Origin of the sequence: Streptomyces sp. NPDC008001 (genome assembly GCF_042958085.1) — a bacterium.
In the GTDB taxonomy this organism is placed as follows: domain Bacteria; phylum Actinomycetota; class Actinomycetes; order Streptomycetales; family Streptomycetaceae; genus Streptomyces.
Genome location: NZ_JBIBIZ010000001.1, coordinates 390473 through 404644 on the forward strand (window position 1 = coordinate 390473; position 14172 = coordinate 404644).

The window sequence follows — 14172 nt, forward strand, 5'->3', positions numbered from 1 at the left end:
GCCCGGGCGTGCAGGCCGATGTTCCGAAGGTCATGGGGATGGGCGCACTCGGTGCACCGCGCGCCCCCGGACGGCGTGTCAGCCGCCGGTGAAGGGTGCGAACGTCCGGCTGAAGTACCAGGCGTCCTGTTCGATGCCCGAGCAGAAGTCGGACCCCTTCGTCCCCGGGCAGCCGCCGTTGTCGCGCTGCAGCGCCCAGAAGGAGAGCGTGCCGATGCCCCGGGCGGTGGCCCAGTCGCGGACGCGGACCGCGTCCTGCGTGGTGAACGTCTCGGCCGGTCCGTAGTCGTCGATGCCCGGCATCTCGGTCACCCCGGTCATCGCCCACAGCTCCGCCGGCGACTTCGCCGGGTAGAGCCCCGCGAGCTGGGCGTGGAGGCCGGTCGCGGCGCTGACGGTGTCGGCGGCCATGTCGTGCGCGGCCCCGTCGTAGTAGTCGAACGTCATGATGTTCACGACGTCGACGCGCGCGCCGTTCTCGACGGCGTTGCGCAGCACCGCCAGGCCGCTGTCGGCGAGACCGTGGGTCGTCGTCGGCAGGGTGTACGAGAACTGGAGGGTGCGGCCGGTGCTCGCGGCCCAGTCCTGCACCTGCTTGACGGCCTTGTTGCGGCGGTCGATGCCGGCGGCGTTCGTCAGGGAGTTGTCCTCGATGTCGAGGTCGATGCGGGTGACGCCGTACGTGGTGACGACCTTTTCGAAGGCGGCGGCTATCCGGGCGGTGTCCGTACAGCTGTCCGCGAGCTCCGTGCCGCCGTTGTCGGCGGCGTACCCGCCGAAGGAGGGGATGACGTCGCCGCCGCGGGCACGGATGGTGCCGATGTCGGTGCCGAAGACGGACGGTGACACGGGCTTGGCGGTGGCGCCGTTCCAGTAGGGAGTGCAGGAGCCCGGGGCTTCGGTCTGCAGGAACGCCATGGTCAGGTGGTTCGCCCCGGACCGCGCGGAGAGGTCCGCCGGGCTCTCGGGGCCGTAGGTCTCGAAGTAGGGCGCGAAGACGTGCGGTGGCAGGGGCGCAGCGGCGGGCGCGGCGGCTTGGGCGCCGCCGCCTCCGCCCAGGACGAGCCCGGCGGACGCGGCCGCGGTGGCGAGGGCGGTGATGAGGGCACGGAGGGTGCCGTGCCGTCCGGTTCGGCTGAGTCGTCTCACGGAAGCTCCCGATGGTCCGGCCGGAGCCGGACGCGCGCGAGGGGCGGGGGGACCGGTTGCGCTGAACATCGTTGGTCTGGACCAGGATTGCGTCAAGGCTTCCGGCAGGACTCGCGGGAGAATTCATATTTTCCATGCCAACTCCCCCTTGAACCACTGTTATTGGTACGGTCCCGGCGAATGAGACGATACGCACCCGGGCGGCGCCGGCCGTGGGTGTCCCGCCCTCCGGCGGCCGTGCACCGGTGCCCACGCGGCGGCCCCGGAATAACACTTGCTATATTGCGCAACTGTGAAAGTTGCCAGGTTGTCGCGGGTGCGCGGCGGCCGGATCCGATGGGGAGCACGTATGGGCCGAAGGCGGACCGAGACGCCGCAGCAGCGGACGCGGCGCGCGCGGGCGGCGGTGTCCGCCCCGGGAGCGCTGCTCGTGGCGGGCGCCGGCGCGGACGAGGCGGCCGGAGCCGGCCTCGGCTGGGTCTTCGTGCTCACCGCCGCGGCCGCCGCCGCGCTCGCCGCGCTGCTGTGCCCCCGCGGCCGCACGTGGTGGGCGCTCGCCGCCCCGCCCCTCGTCATCGCCCTGGTGGCCGCCGGCGCGCAGCTCCTCGCCGGCGCCGGCGGGAGCGGCGGCAGCACCGTGACGGCGGTCGTGCACTGGGCCCTCGACACCTTCCCCGCCATGGCGGCGGCCGAGGCGACCGCGGCCGCCGTCCTGGCCGGGCGCGCGCTCCGCGCCGGCCGGGGGAGGAGGGCCTGCCATGCCTGAGCCGTACCGCCGCGACCCCCACCGCCCCGGCGGCCGCCCCCGTCCGCAGGGCGCCGGCCGCGGCCGCCCCGCCGCCGGGCCGCGCCCCCGCCGTCGCCGGTCCGGGCGCTCCCTCGCCCCCGGGCGCGCGGCCCGCCTCGCGGTCTGCCTCACTTCCGCGCTCGTCATGCTGACCAGCGGCGTCGGCTGGTGCGCCTACCACTGGCTGGACGGCGGAGTGAACACCTCCAGCGCCCTGGACGCCCTGCGCGGCGACGCGCCGCGAGGGCGCGACGGCGCGGTGAACCTGCTCCTGATCGGCCTCGACAGCCGCAAGGACATGAACGGCAACGACCTGCCGAAGGAGTTCGTCCAGGACGAGCTGCACGCCGGTTCCAGCGACATCGGCGGCTACAACACCAACACGCTCATCCTCATGCACATCCCCGCCGGCGGCGCCAAGGTGACGGCCTTCTCGATACCGCGCGACGACTACGTCGAGATCGCCGGCGGGCGCGGGGAGCACAAGATCAAGGAGGCGTACGGGATCGCCAAGGCCGAGGCCGAGGAGAAGCTGGCGGCCGAGGGCGTCAAGGGCGCCGAGCTGGAGCACCGCGGCCGCGAGGCCGGCCGCGAGGCCACGCTGGCCACGGTCCAGCACTTCCTCGGCGTGCCCATCGACCACTTCGCCGAGGTCAACCTCCTCGGCTTCTACGACATCGCCAAGGTGGTCCAGCCCGTCCCCGTGTGCCTGAAGCATCCCGTGCGCGACCGCTACTCCGGCGCGGACTTCCCCGCGGGGCCGCAGCAGCTCGACGCCCGCCAGGCGCTGGCCTTCGTCCGGCAGCGGCACGGCCTGCCCGCCGGGGACCTCGACCGCACCCACCGCCAGCAGGCGTTCCTGTCCTCGGTCACGCACAAGCTCCAGGAACAGGGCGTGTGGAGCGACCTCGGCAAGCTGCAGGGGCTGTTCGACGTCATCAAGAAGGACGTCGTCATCGACAACCGGTGGAACATCCTCGACTTCGCCCGGCAGGCGCCCAACCTGACCGGCGGCAACGCCGAGTTCCGCACCCTGCCCATCGAGGGCTTCGCCACCCGCAAGGGAGAGGCCGTCAACCTCGTCGACCCGGCGAAGGTCAAGTCCCTCGTCCAGGCGATGACGGGGCAGCCGGCGAAGAAGGACGGCACGCCGCTCGCGGGACCCCAGGCACCCGGTGGAGGGAAGGGCGACGCCAAGGGGCCGGGCGGGGCCGGGAACCCGGGCGGTACGAAGGCCCCGGGCGGTGACGACGCCAAGGGCGGGGATTCGCCCGCGTCCTCCGGCTCCTTCCAGGGCCCGGCGGTGAAGATGGGCGGCGTCCCCTGCGTCGACTGACCTCCGGGAGCGTCCTCAGGCCCTGCCCTTGGCCACGACGAGAAGCCGCTCGTAGTGCTTCATCTCCTCGATGTCGCCCGTGAACGGGCGGACCTCGGCGAGGAACGGCCCGAAGTGCGGCCCCCCGCGGAACCCGTGCTCGTGGTCGTGCACCGACGTCCACTCGATCCGCAGGACGAACCGCTCCGGCTCCTCCACCCCGCGCGCGAGCTCGTAGCCCAGGCACTGCGGCGCCGCGTACAGGTGCTCGGCGGCCGCCGCACAGGCCTTCTCGAAGGCGGCGCGCCGGTCCGGATCGGTGATGCGGTAGCGGACGTACTCGACGGTCACGGGCCCTCCTCTTGCCGCGGCCTGCGGTCAGCCGGCGAAGCCGGCGTGCACGTGGTCGTGATGGGTGTCGTCGGAGAAGAACTGCCGCCCCGCGCCCGCCCCCGCGGGCACGAGCGGACCGCCGACGTTGTACGAGCCGGCCGCAGCGGCGTCGCGCATGAACGCCTCGACCAGCGGGCGCGGCGTCGCCCGATCGACCACCGCCCGGCCGTCGATCCGCCACACGTCGAAGGCCCGGCCCGGCGGGTGGTCGCTGGGCCGGCCGGTGCCGAACACGTTCAGGGGATGGCCGGAGCGCACGACGCTGACGTCGATGCGGTAGCGCTCCGCCAGCCGGAGCATCGCCCGCAGCACGCTCGCGTGGACGCCACCGCTCCGGATGTCGGCCTCGGCGGCCGCGGGCAGCCGGATCCGGTCGTCGGCCAGCACCCGGCGCGCCTCCTCCGGCAGCGAGGCCGCCGCCGGGCCGGGCTCGGCCGGGTGCAGCTCGCCGACCGACCAGCGGGGCTCGCCGGAGGTGAGCCGCACGTCCACGGTCGTCCCGCCCTCCACCACCGGCCCGCCGCCGGTGCGCGTCCACTGCCGGCACACCACCAGGACGCTCGCCGAACCGGCCAGGATCCCGCCGTACTGGGCGTCCACCACCTGCACGACGGCGGCGTCCGCGCCGGACAGCAGCGGCCCGGCCCGCCCGGCGAGCGCGGGCGGCAGGCCGAGCGCCGCCACCCGCTCCCGCGCCTTCGCGACACCGCCGGCACCCTCCCGCCAGGTGCCCAGGGCCTCGACCAGCTGCACGGCGCGCAGCTTCACGTCCGGCCGGACGTCGGAGGGGTCGGGGCGCCACGCCGCCGGGCGGGGCAGCCCGGCGGCGGGCGACGGGGGCCCGCTGCCCATGGCGTTGCGCGGGGGCGCGGTCCCGCACCCCGGCACGCCGAGGGCGAGGCCCGCGGCCCCGGCCAGGACGGCCCGGCGCCCCATCCCCGCGGACCTCGTGGGAGCGGTCGCGGGGGCCTCCGGGCTGCGGGGCACGCCGGGTCCGGGCATGCGCCGTCCCCTTCCTCCGGGTCGTCCGGGCCAGGTGCGGTCCGCGGCCGGCTCCGCCCGGACAGGGGGCGGCCGGCCGGGGCCCGGCTCCAGTCTCGGCCCCGGCCGCGGCCCCCGCACGCGGCACTGCGCCACCCGGGAAATTGGGACGGGAAGCCGGTATTCGCAGGCCGCCGTTCCCCGGACGCAGGGATCTTGCCCGCCCGCTCGGGCGTCGGCTACCGTCGATCGGTGCAAGGGGAAAGTATTGAAATGCGCGGCAAAGGCTGCGGCAAAGCCCGCAGCCCGGAGAAGCGCGCGGAAGACACCACGGCGAAAAGCGCGGCACGGCGGCAATCACTCACGGCGATAACCGGCTCCCGGCACAGGAGAGGCCCATGCCTGCCAGCCAGACCAGCCCACCGTCCCCGACCACGCACCTGATCAGCGTCGTTCTCCCCTGTTACAACGAGGAAGCGGTGCTCGGCCGCACCCACGACCGCATCGCCCGGGCCCTGCGGCCCGGCGAAGGCGTCCGCTACGAAGTCGTCTACGTGGACGACGGCAGCGCCGACGCCACCTGGAATCTGATACGGACCTTCACCCGCGAGTCCCCGATGGTGCGGGCCGTCCGGTTCAGCCGCAACTTCGGCCACCAGGCGGCCTGTCTCGGCGGCCTCAAGGAGGCGCGGGGGGACGCGGTCGTCCTCATCGACGCCGATCTGCAGGACCCTCCCGAAATCATCCCGGATATGGTGGCCCGCTGGCGCCAGGGATGGCACGTGGTCTCCGCGCGGCGCACCGCCCGGCACGGCGAGACCCTCTTCAAGAACTTATCGGCTTTCGTCTTCTACCGGCTCCTCGGCCGGATTTCCGACCACCCCGTCGCATTGGACACCGGGGACTTCCGGCTCCTCGACCGGGAAGTCGTCGACGTGCTCACCGGGCTGACGGACCGGGAGCTCTTCCTGCGGGGCGCCGTCGGCTGGGCGGGATTCCCCGAGACGACCATCGAATACCAGCGGGACCCGCGGGCCGCGGGCGCATCCAAATACACCCTCCGCAAAATGCTCGCCCTCTCCCGCAGCGCCCTCCTCACCAGCGGCTCCGTCCTCCCGCTGCGGCTCCCCCTGTGGACCGGCTCCGCCTCCCTCGCCGCTTCCCTCCTGATGGCGCTGACCCGCCGGGGCAGGCCGAAGTCCCTGCCCCTCGCCCTGTTCGGCGCGCAGTCGCTGGCCGTCGGCGCCGTGGGGGAGTACGTCCACGCCGTCCTGCGCCAGGTGCAGGGCAGGCCCGCCTACGTGGTCAGCGAACGGATACGGAGCACGATCCCCGGGGCGGTCCTCGCCTCGGTCGAGGAGGTCGCGTGATGCAGCACCCGGACGTCATCGTCGTCGGCGCCGGCTTCACCGGCCTGTCCGCCGCGCTGGAACTCGCGGAGCTCGGCCACTCCGTACGGCTCCTCGAACGCGACTCCGGCATCGGCGGCCTCGCCGGCAGCTTCACCGTCGGGGACCGCCGCCTCGAACGCTTCTACCACCACTGGTTCGCCTCCGACGAGGAGATGCTGCGGCTCTGCGCCCGGCTCGGCGTCTCCGACCTGATGGAACCCCACCTGACGCGCACCGGCATGTACTACGCCAACTCCGTCTACCGCCTGTCGAAACCCCTGGACCTGCTCCGCTTCGCCCCGCTGCCCCTCACCGACCGGCTCCGGCTCGGCCTGCTGACCGTGCGCGCCCAGCGCGTCCGCGACTGGCGCCTCCTGGAACACCGCACCGCCGAGGAGTGGCTGGTCTCCCTCGGCGGCCGCCGGGTCTACGACGTGGTGTGGCGGCCCCTGCTGGAGGGGAAGTTCGGCGACCACGCGGCGGAGGTGGGCGCCACCTGGATGTGGACCAAGCTCCACCTGCGCGGCGGCAGCCGCACCCGCTCCGGCAGCGAGACCCTCTACTACCTGCGCGGCGGCAGCGACGCCCTCCTGACGGCCCTCCGCGAGCGCCTCACCGCCCTCGGCGCCGACATCCGCACCGGCACCCCCGTGCGGGGCGTCGTCACCGACGGCCGCCGCGTCACCGGAGTCCGCACCGAGGACGGGGAGCTCCACCCAGCCCGCCAGGTCCTCCTGACCGTCGCCCCCGCCCTGGCCGCCACGCTGCTGGAGGACCAGAGCGACACCCACCCCTCCGTGCCGCCCCTCCTGCGGCAGCTCCGCAGGATCCGCTACCTGGCGAACCTCTGCCTGGTGCTGGAGAACAACCGCCCGCTCTCCGACACGTACTGGCTCAACGTCAACGACCCGTCGTTCCCCTACGTCGGTGTGATCGAACACACCAACATGGACGACCCGGCCCGCTACGGCGGGCGGCACATCGCCTACCTCTCCAAGTACCTGCCCGCCGACGCGGAGCTGTACCGGATGACCGACGAGCAGGTGTTCGCCCACAGCCTGCCGCACCTGCAGCGGATGTTCCCCCGGTTCGACCGCTCCTGGGTCGACGCCTACCACGTGTGGCGCGCCGAGCACGCCCAGCCCGTCATCACCCCCGGATACACGCGCATCATGCCCCCCGTGCAGAGCCGCGTGACCGGCCTCTACCTCGCCGGGATGGCCCAGGTCTTCCCCGAGGACCGCGGCACCAACTACGCCGTGCGGGACGGCCGCCGCGCCGGACGCCTCATCGCCGACCGGCTGCGCACCGAACCCGGCGGCAGCCGGAACCTGCCCGACTCCGAGGACTCCCATGCCTGAACTCATCTCCCTGGATCAGGCCGAACACCTCGGCATCGACCAGGTCCACACCCTCTACGAGCGCCACGTCAGCCGCAGCCAGGTCTCCCTCATCGGCTCCTTCGGATTCGGCCGCGACCTCGTCGACAGCGCCGAAGGCGCGTGGATCACCCTCCGCGACGGCCGGCGCATCCTCGACTTCACCGGCGGCATCGGCGTCCTCAACCACGGCCACAACCACCCGCGCGTCCTCGCCGCCCGCGACCGCTTCCGGCAGCGCCGCCGCATGGAGGTCCACAAGAACTTCTTCTCGCCCTACGTCGCCGCCCTCAGCCACAACCTGGCCGCACTGCTCCCGGGCGACCTCGACATCTGCTACTTCCCCAATTCCGGGGCGGAGGCCGTCGAAGGCGCGGTCAAGCTCGCGTACAAATACCACGGCGGGCGGCGCGGCACCGTCCTCCACACGGACATCGCCTTCCACGGCAAACTGCTCGGCGCCGGCAGCCTCACCGCCTCCCCCGAGATCCCCTTCGAATTCCCCCGGATCCCCGGGACCGACTCCTTCGCCTACGGCGATCTCGCCTCCTTCGAACTGGCCCTGGAACGGCACCGCGACGCCACGGGCCGCAGCGACGTCTACGCCGTCGTCCTGGAACCCTTCAGCGCCTCCGCCCTGCGCGAATGCCCGCCCGCCTTCCTGCGCGCCGTGCGGCGGCTGTGCACCGAGCACGACATCGTCCTGGTCTTCGACGAGGTGTACACCGGCTGGGGCAAGACCGGCGAACTCTTCCACTTCATGCGCTGCCCCGGACTCGTCCCCGACGTCCTCACCATGTCGAAGTCCTTCGGCGGCGGGAAATCCTCCATCTCGGGCTACGTGGCCCGTGAACCCGTCTTCCGCAAGGCCTACGACAACCTCAGCGACGCCACCCTGCACAGCACCACCTATTACGGATTCGGCGAGGAGACGGCCACCGCCCTGGAAGCGGTCCTGGTGGCCGTGGAGGAGGACTTCCCCGGCCGGGCCCGCGCCCTCGGGCAACTGCTGTCCGACGGGCTCACCCGCATCGCCGCGCGCCACCCCCGCCTCGTGGCCTCCACCACCGGCCGCGGCGCCCTCCACGGCGTCTTCCTGCGGCCCGGCCCCGGCATCCCCGACCGCATCCGCACCCTCCTCCCCGCGGCCGCCCGCGATCCGCAGGCCGTGCCGAAGCTGCTCACCGCCGCCGTGATCGCCGCCCTCTACCGCGACCACGGGATCCTGACGTTCTTCGGCTCCAACCGGGACATCGCCCTCATCGTCTCCCCGCCCCTGGTCGCCGGCGAGGAGGAGACGGCCGTCTTCCTGAACGCCCTCGACGCCGTGCTCGCCAAGGGCGCCACCCGCCTGCTCGCCGAGTTCCTCAAGGAAAAGGTGACCGCCTGATGCACGGCGCCCTGCGCGCGAGCGGCCTGCGCTCGTACTGGCTGCGGCAGTACGCCTGCCTGCGCACCCCCCAGGCCCGTACCGCCGCCGAAGCCCACGTGACCGGGACCCTGAACACCCTCCCGCAGCCCTACCGGAGCGGCTACGCCCTCACCCTGCGCCTGCTGCCGGCGGCCTTCTTCCTCGTCTCCGGGCGCGGCATCCGGAAGGCCTCCGCAGCCGAGGGCCGCCGCGGCATGCAACGGCTGGCCGCCCTGCCGGTGCCGGGCTTCGCCGACGTCGTCCGGGCGAGCACGGCGCTCGCCCTGCTCGGCGCCCTCGACGGGCCTCCCGCGCACCGGTCGCCGGAACACCGGCCGGGAGCGCGGCCGTGACCGGCCACGACACGTACGACACCGACGTCCTCGTCGTCGGATCCGGCGCCGGCGGAAGCGTCGTCGCCAGGGAACTCGCCGCCGCCGGCCGGCAGGTGACCGTCCTCGAAGAGGGCCCGCGCACCGGCACCGACGCGATGGCCGCGGCCACCCCCGCCGAGAACATGCGCCGCCTCTACCGGCACGGCGGCCTGACCCCCGTGTTCGGGACCCCCGCCTTCGCCTACGGGGAAGGACGCTGTGTCGGCGGCACCACCGTCGTCAACGGCGGACTGCTCTGGGAGCCCCCGCCCGCCCTGCTCAACCGCTGGGCCGCCGAGGCCGGCCTGGCCGGATACCGCACCGCCGACCTGTCCGCGCACCTCGTGCTCATCGCCCGCCGCCTCGGCGTCGCCCCCCAGCCGCACGGCGACGGCAACCTCGACTCCCGGCTGCTCGCGGCCGGGGCCGAGCGGCTCGGCCTGCGCTGGCAGCCCGCCCACCGGGCCCTGCGGGGCTGCCGGCACAGCAACCGCTGCACCACCGGCTGCCCCACCGGCGCCAAACAGAGCATGGCCGTCAGCTACCTCCCCGAAGCCGAGTCACTGGGCGCCCGGATCCTCCCCGGCACCCGCGTCCTGCGGATCCTGCACGAGGACGGCGCGGCCGCCGGCGTCCTCGCGGCGGGGCCCGGCGGCCGGACCGCCGTCCACCGCGCCCGCGATGTCTTCCTCGCCGCCGGGCCGCTGCAGACGCCCGCCCTCCTGCAGCGCAGCCGCATCCACCGCCGGACGGCCGGCCGCGAGCTGTCCCTGCACGTCAACTTCCGCACCGTCGCCCGCTTCGACGAGCCCGTCCACGCCGACCGGGGCACCATCTTCACCGCACAGGTCCACGACTTCGCCGGCGACGGGGTGCTGATGATGGCGTCGAACGTCACCCGCGGCACGCTCGCCGCCGCGCTCGCGAGCCGCCCGCCGCAGCTCCTCGACCGGCTGCTCGCCTCCTTCGGGACGCTCGGCTCGTACACCACCCAGCTCCGCCTGCAGGGCAAGGCCCGGCTGCGGGCCACGCCCCGCGGCGGGATCCTCCTGCGGCACGGCATGACGTCCGCCGACCACAGCCGGCTGCGCGAGGCGTTCCTGCGCACGAGCGAGGTGCTGTTCGCCGCGGGTGCCCGGGAGCTGATCCCGCCCGTGGCCACGGCGCGCCCGCTGCGCACCGCCGCCGAGGCCGGGGAGTTCTGCCGCCGCGTGCGCCCCGCCGACTGGGAACTGGTGTCCGTGCACGGCATGGCGTCCGCCCGCATGGGCCTCCCGGAGCGCGGCGGCATCTGCGACGAGCACGGCCGCCCCCACGGCTTCCGGCGGCTCCGGGTGTGCGACGCGAGCGTCCTGCCCGGCGTCACCGGCATCAGCCCGCAGGGCACCGTGATGGCGTTCGCCCACGAGATCGCCGAACGCTTCCTCGACACCGCACCGGGGCGCCCATGACCGACCCGATCGCCGGAGTGCGCGTCCCCGCCCGGCCGGACACCGCCCTCTTCACCCGCACCGCCGTCGCCGCCTCCTGCGCGGGGTTCGTGCTCATCGGCGCCCTCCAGTCCCTCTTCGGACCGGCGCTCCCCGCCCTGCGCGAGGAGTTCGGGCTGTCCCCGTCCGCGGCGGGACTCGGGCTGAGCGCCCACTTCGCCGGCGGCGTGACGGGCGTCCTGGCCTTCAACCGCGTCCACGGCCGGGTGGGAAACCGCGTCCTCCTCGGCTCCTCCTACGCCCTCATGGCCCTCGGCAGCATCGCCTTCGCCCTCGCCCCCGTCTGGCCCGCCGCCCTGGCCGCCGCGCTCGTCGCGGGACTCGGCTTCGGCGGCCTCGACTACGGGCTCAACCAGCTGTTCGCCACCGGCTTCGGACGGCGCAGCACCGCCATGCTCAACGTCCTCAACGCCCACTTCGGCATCGGCGCCGTCGCCGGGCCCGCCCTGATCGGCCTCCTCGGGCCGGGCCGCTACCCGGTCGCCTTCCTCGCCTGCGGAGTCCTCGCGGCCGCCCTCGTCCCCTTCGTGAAGGGCGTCCGCGACCGCGACCCGGCCGCCCCGGCCGGCGGGGCGGCCGGACCGCCGGGAGCCCCGCCGGGGACCGGCCGGACGCTGCTGCTCCTGGGCGCCTTCGTCCTGCTGTACGTCGTGCACGTCGGCGTGGAGGCGGGCGTCGGCGGCTGGGAGCCCACCCATCTCGAAACCGTCGGCTACGGAGCCGCCACGGCCGCCTCCGCCACCTCCGTCTACTGGCTGATGCTGACGGCCGGCCGGTTCCTGGTGGTGCCGCTGGCCGTACGCATGCCCGAGCCCGTCATCGTCGCCGTCAGCTGCACCGGCATGCTGCTCTGCACGGGAGCCGCCGCCGTGCCGGGCCTCGCCCCCTACGCGTACGCGGGCGTGGGCCTGTTCATCGCGCCGGTCTTCCCCACCGGCCTGCCCTGGCTCCACCGCACCGTCCCCACCGCGCGTCGCGCCGCCGCCTACGTGATCGCCGCGTCCATGGTGGGCGGCGTCGCCGCGGGCCCCGCGCTGGGCAGGGCGATCGAGCTGGCGGGCGTACGGGCCGTGCCGGTGGTGCTGTGCGCCATGACGGCGGTCTGTCTGCTCGCGACGGCGTGGCTCGCCCGTGCGACCCGGCACCGCCCCGCTCGCCCGTGCGAGTGATATATCGCCGACCGGTGACGGTGGAGAGCGGCGGCCGGCCCTGTGGCGCGCGACGATGCCGGTTGCGGGGGTTTCGTACGCATCCACCCCGGCCTTGAACCGTTTCCCCCCTTGCGTGGAGGTGCCGTGTACACCACCGAGCCAGTCGCCAACACCCTTGCCCCGTCCCCCCAGGAGGACCAGCTGGCCGAGGACTACGCCAGCATCCTCGGCACCCTCTCCCGCATCGACGAAGCGGTGCGCGAAGGCGCCTGGCAGGGGGTGCGCGACGAACTCGACCAGCTCATCAGTGCGGCCGAGGACATGTGGTCGACCCTGACCGACCCCGACCCCGGCGCGGACGACCAGGACGCCGACCGCCGCCGCTTCCCGGTGACGGCCGACCCCGCCACCGTCCGCCGCCTCGTCACCACCTACGCCGAGACCTATCCGCTCGGCCGTCTGCTCTACCCGTCGAACGGCGCCACCCCGCCCGAACTCCGGCCCCGCCCCGCGGCCGAGGACCCGGCCCTCCACGACCCCCGGCCGGAGGCGTGGGCCTGACGGGTCCGGCACACAGCGGCGGCGGCCTCCGGGCCGCCGCCGCTGCTGCATGTGCTGCCGCTTTTCAAAACATTTTGCCGGTTCGAAACCCCGTGCGGCATACTGGCGATTCTTCCCCCCTCCTGCTGCACCGACCATTCCTTATTTCTGTGTGAGGGCCCCTGCCCCATGGGCGTTTTTCTGCGTGCCCTGCGTGCACTTGTTCTGCTCGCGGGCTTCTATCTGCTGTGCTGTGCCGTGCTCGGCGTCTTCGTCGGAATCGGAGTCGCCGCTTATTGGCGGGGTGTGAACCCCCTCGCCCTCAAAGTCACCGTCTTTCTCGCGCTGCTGGCCTTTCCCGTCGTCCGCGGAATGCTGCTCTTCCGCACGCCCAAGGACGACGGGGACGACGGACTGCCCGTCACCGAGGACCGGCAGCCGCGGCTGTGGGCCGCAGTGCGCGAGGTGGCCGGCGCCGCGGGCACCCGCATGCCCGACGAAATCCTCCTCACCGGCACCGTCAACGCCGCCGTCACCGAGAACGCCCGCCTGCTCGGGCTGCTGCCCGGCCGCCGCCGCCTCTACCTCGGCGTCCCCCTGATGACCGGCCTCGACGAGGCGCAGCTGCGCGCCGTCCTCGCCCACGAGTTCGGCCACTACGGCCACGCCGACACCCGTCTGTCCGCCCTCACCGCCCGCGGCCGGCACGCCGTCGCCCGCACGGTGAACGCCTTCGCGGAGCGGGCGCAGAAGCAGGTCGAAAAGGAGCGGCTGCGGCAGGAGAAGGCCGCCGAGAAGGCCCTCCGCAAGGGCCGGAAGGCCAAGGAGGTGGACACCCGCGGCGCCGGGCGGACCTACCGCTGGATGAGCAAGGTCTTCATCGCCTACGGCACGTTCGCGCTGCGGGCCACCCAGCGCGACGCCCGCCGCCAGGAGCTCGCCGCCGACCGGCTCGCCGTCCGCATCGCCGGCCGCGACGCCACCGCCTCCGCCCTCCGCGAGACCGTCGTCCTCGACGCCGCCCACGGCTTCTACCTCCGCGGCTACGCCGCCGTCGGCGCGGCCGCCGGACTGCTGCCCCCGTACGGGCAGTTCTACGGCGGACTGGCCCGGCTGCTCGCCGAACCGTCCCGCCAGGAGGAGCTCGGCGCGCTGCGCCGCGACCTCCCGCCGGGCGACCTCTCCCCGTACGACGCGCACCCCCCGGCCGGCGAGCGGATCCGCCTCATCGAGGCCATGCCCGACGACGGGCGCGGCGGCCGGCCCGCGGGCCCCGCCATGGCGCTGCTGAACGACCCCGAGCGCGTCCTCGCCGACCTCGAAGCGGCCACTCTCACCCAGGAGGCCCTGCAGATGCGCCGGGCGGACTGGCCCGAGCTCGTCCACCACGGCATCCGCGCCGGCCACGAGGCCGACGCCGAGCCCCTCCGCGACGCCATCGCCCGCGTCATCGGTGGCCCCACCACCCTGCACGCCCTGCTGGACGCCGCCGACGGCGGCCGCCTGTGGCAGATAGCCGCAGCCCTTCCGCAGCCCGCGGCCGCACAGCGGGTGAGCGGCCGGGCCGCGCGCGAATTCCTGCGCCCCGCACTCCTCGACGCCCTCTCCAGCCTGGTGCTGCTGGAGCTTGCCGACGCCCGGCTCGCCCGGTGGGAACTGTCCTGGTCGGAGAGCGCACGGCTGTGCCTCCCGGACGGGTACGACGCCTGGCTGCCGCCGGCGGTGGAAGCCGTCGTCGCCGACACCCCGGACACCGCGCCGCTGCGCCGGCTGCTGCCGCAGGCCTCCGGCGTCTGACGCTCACCGGCTTA

At 74.1% G+C, this 14172-nt stretch carries 12 protein-coding genes and 1 pseudogene; 10 read left to right on the top strand and 3 right to left on the bottom strand.

Features of this window, described 5'->3' with window-relative positions; all coding sequences use genetic code 11:
- Positions 1 to 81: 81 nt before the first annotated feature.
- Positions 82 to 1101 (bottom strand): annotated as a pseudogene (locus ACFZCD_RS01725) (chitinase); the annotation flags it as partial.
- A 397-nt stretch (positions 1102 to 1498) separates the two neighbouring features.
- Between ACFZCD_RS01725 and ACFZCD_RS01730 the strand changes: the two are divergent.
- Positions 1499 to 1915, top strand: a complete 417-nt coding sequence (locus ACFZCD_RS01730) for a DUF6542 domain-containing protein (RefSeq protein ID WP_391826764.1) — start codon at positions 1499 to 1501, stop codon at positions 1913 to 1915.
- Positions 1908 to 3272 carry an LCP family protein gene (locus ACFZCD_RS01735; RefSeq protein WP_391826766.1) on the top strand — a complete coding sequence of 455 codons (1365 nt, stop codon included), beginning with the start codon at positions 1908 to 1910 and terminating at the stop codon, positions 3270 to 3272. The genes ACFZCD_RS01730 and ACFZCD_RS01735 overlap by 8 nt, the downstream gene beginning before the upstream one ends.
- A 15-nt stretch (positions 3273 to 3287) precedes the next feature.
- Here the strand turns inward: ACFZCD_RS01735 and ACFZCD_RS01740 are convergent, their stop codons facing one another.
- Together ACFZCD_RS01740 and ACFZCD_RS01745 are read right to left on the bottom strand one after the other, a co-directional pair.
- Positions 3288 to 3602 (bottom strand): putative quinol monooxygenase, encoded by a 315-nt coding sequence (locus ACFZCD_RS01740; protein WP_391826768.1) that lies wholly within the window; start codon positions 3600 to 3602, stop codon positions 3288 to 3290.
- Positions 3603 to 3629: 27 nt separating this feature from the next.
- Complete coding sequence (locus ACFZCD_RS01745; protein ID WP_391826770.1) at positions 3630 to 4646, bottom strand: hypothetical protein; 1017 nt, start codon at positions 4644 to 4646, stop codon at positions 3630 to 3632.
- Between the two features lie 377 nt (positions 4647 to 5023).
- On the opposite strand from ACFZCD_RS01745, the gene ACFZCD_RS01750 reads away from it, so the two are divergent.
- The 8 genes from ACFZCD_RS01750 (at position 5024) to ACFZCD_RS01785 (ending at position 14158) form a co-directional block, all read left to right on the top strand.
- Positions 5024 to 5995, top strand: coding sequence for a glycosyltransferase family 2 protein (locus tag ACFZCD_RS01750; RefSeq protein ID WP_391826771.1), 972 nt, complete (start codon positions 5024 to 5026; stop codon positions 5993 to 5995).
- Positions 5995 to 7377 carry an NAD(P)/FAD-dependent oxidoreductase gene (locus ACFZCD_RS01755; protein ID WP_391827916.1) on the top strand — a complete coding sequence of 461 codons (1383 nt, stop codon included), beginning with the start codon at positions 5995 to 5997 and terminating at the stop codon, positions 7375 to 7377. Before ACFZCD_RS01750 ends, ACFZCD_RS01755 begins: the two co-directional genes overlap by 1 nt.
- Positions 7370 to 8785, top strand: coding sequence for an aspartate aminotransferase family protein (locus ACFZCD_RS01760; protein ID WP_391826773.1), 1416 nt, complete (start codon positions 7370 to 7372; stop codon positions 8783 to 8785). The genes ACFZCD_RS01755 and ACFZCD_RS01760 overlap by 8 nt, the downstream gene beginning before the upstream one ends.
- A complete protein-coding gene (locus ACFZCD_RS01765; protein WP_391826774.1) occupies positions 8785 to 9159 on the top strand; it encodes a hypothetical protein in 375 nt (124 codons plus the stop codon). The genes ACFZCD_RS01760 and ACFZCD_RS01765 overlap by 1 nt, the downstream gene beginning before the upstream one ends.
- The gene (locus tag ACFZCD_RS01770; RefSeq protein WP_391826776.1) at positions 9156 to 10631 is read left to right on the top strand and encodes an FAD-dependent oxidoreductase; all 1476 of its coding nucleotides are present in this window, start codon (positions 9156 to 9158) and stop codon (positions 10629 to 10631) included. Before ACFZCD_RS01765 ends, ACFZCD_RS01770 begins: the two co-directional genes overlap by 4 nt.
- Entirely contained in the window at positions 10628 to 11839 is a 1212-nt protein-coding gene (locus ACFZCD_RS01775) for an MFS transporter (protein WP_391826778.1), read from the top strand. The genes ACFZCD_RS01770 and ACFZCD_RS01775 overlap by 4 nt, the downstream gene beginning before the upstream one ends.
- A gap of 126 nt (positions 11840 to 11965) precedes the next feature.
- Positions 11966 to 12382 (top strand): hypothetical protein, encoded by a 417-nt coding sequence (locus tag ACFZCD_RS01780; protein ID WP_391826780.1) that lies wholly within the window; start codon positions 11966 to 11968, stop codon positions 12380 to 12382.
- Positions 12383 to 12550: 168 nt separating this feature from the next.
- Positions 12551 to 14158 (top strand): M48 family metalloprotease, encoded by a 1608-nt coding sequence (locus ACFZCD_RS01785; protein ID WP_391826782.1) that lies wholly within the window; start codon positions 12551 to 12553, stop codon positions 14156 to 14158.
- Positions 14159 to 14172: the final 14 nt, after the last annotated feature.

What these genes read in the sequence shown, in the direction of transcription:
- ACFZCD_RS01785 (WP_391826782.1), top strand. Translation starts at nt 12,551, where the DNA reads ATGGGCGTTTTTCTGCGTGCCCTGCGTGCACTTGTTCTGCTCGCGGGC.
- ACFZCD_RS01745 (WP_391826770.1), bottom strand. Translation starts at nt 4,646, where the DNA reads ATGCCCGGACCCGGCGTGCCCCGCAGCCCGGAGGCCCCCGCGACCGCT.
- ACFZCD_RS01755 (WP_391827916.1), top strand. Translation starts at nt 5,995, where the DNA reads ATGCAGCACCCGGACGTCATCGTCGTCGGCGCCGGCTTCACCGGCCTG.
- ACFZCD_RS01760 (WP_391826773.1), top strand. Translation starts at nt 7,370, where the DNA reads ATGCCTGAACTCATCTCCCTGGATCAGGCCGAACACCTCGGCATCGAC.
- ACFZCD_RS01775 (WP_391826778.1), top strand. Translation starts at nt 10,628, where the DNA reads ATGACCGACCCGATCGCCGGAGTGCGCGTCCCCGCCCGGCCGGACACC.
- ACFZCD_RS01730 (WP_391826764.1), top strand. Translation starts at nt 1,499, where the DNA reads ATGGGCCGAAGGCGGACCGAGACGCCGCAGCAGCGGACGCGGCGCGCG.
- ACFZCD_RS01765 (WP_391826774.1), top strand. Translation starts at nt 8,785, where the DNA reads ATGCACGGCGCCCTGCGCGCGAGCGGCCTGCGCTCGTACTGGCTGCGG.
- ACFZCD_RS01735 (WP_391826766.1), top strand. Translation starts at nt 1,908, where the DNA reads ATGCCTGAGCCGTACCGCCGCGACCCCCACCGCCCCGGCGGCCGCCCC.
- ACFZCD_RS01750 (WP_391826771.1), top strand. Translation starts at nt 5,024, where the DNA reads ATGCCTGCCAGCCAGACCAGCCCACCGTCCCCGACCACGCACCTGATC.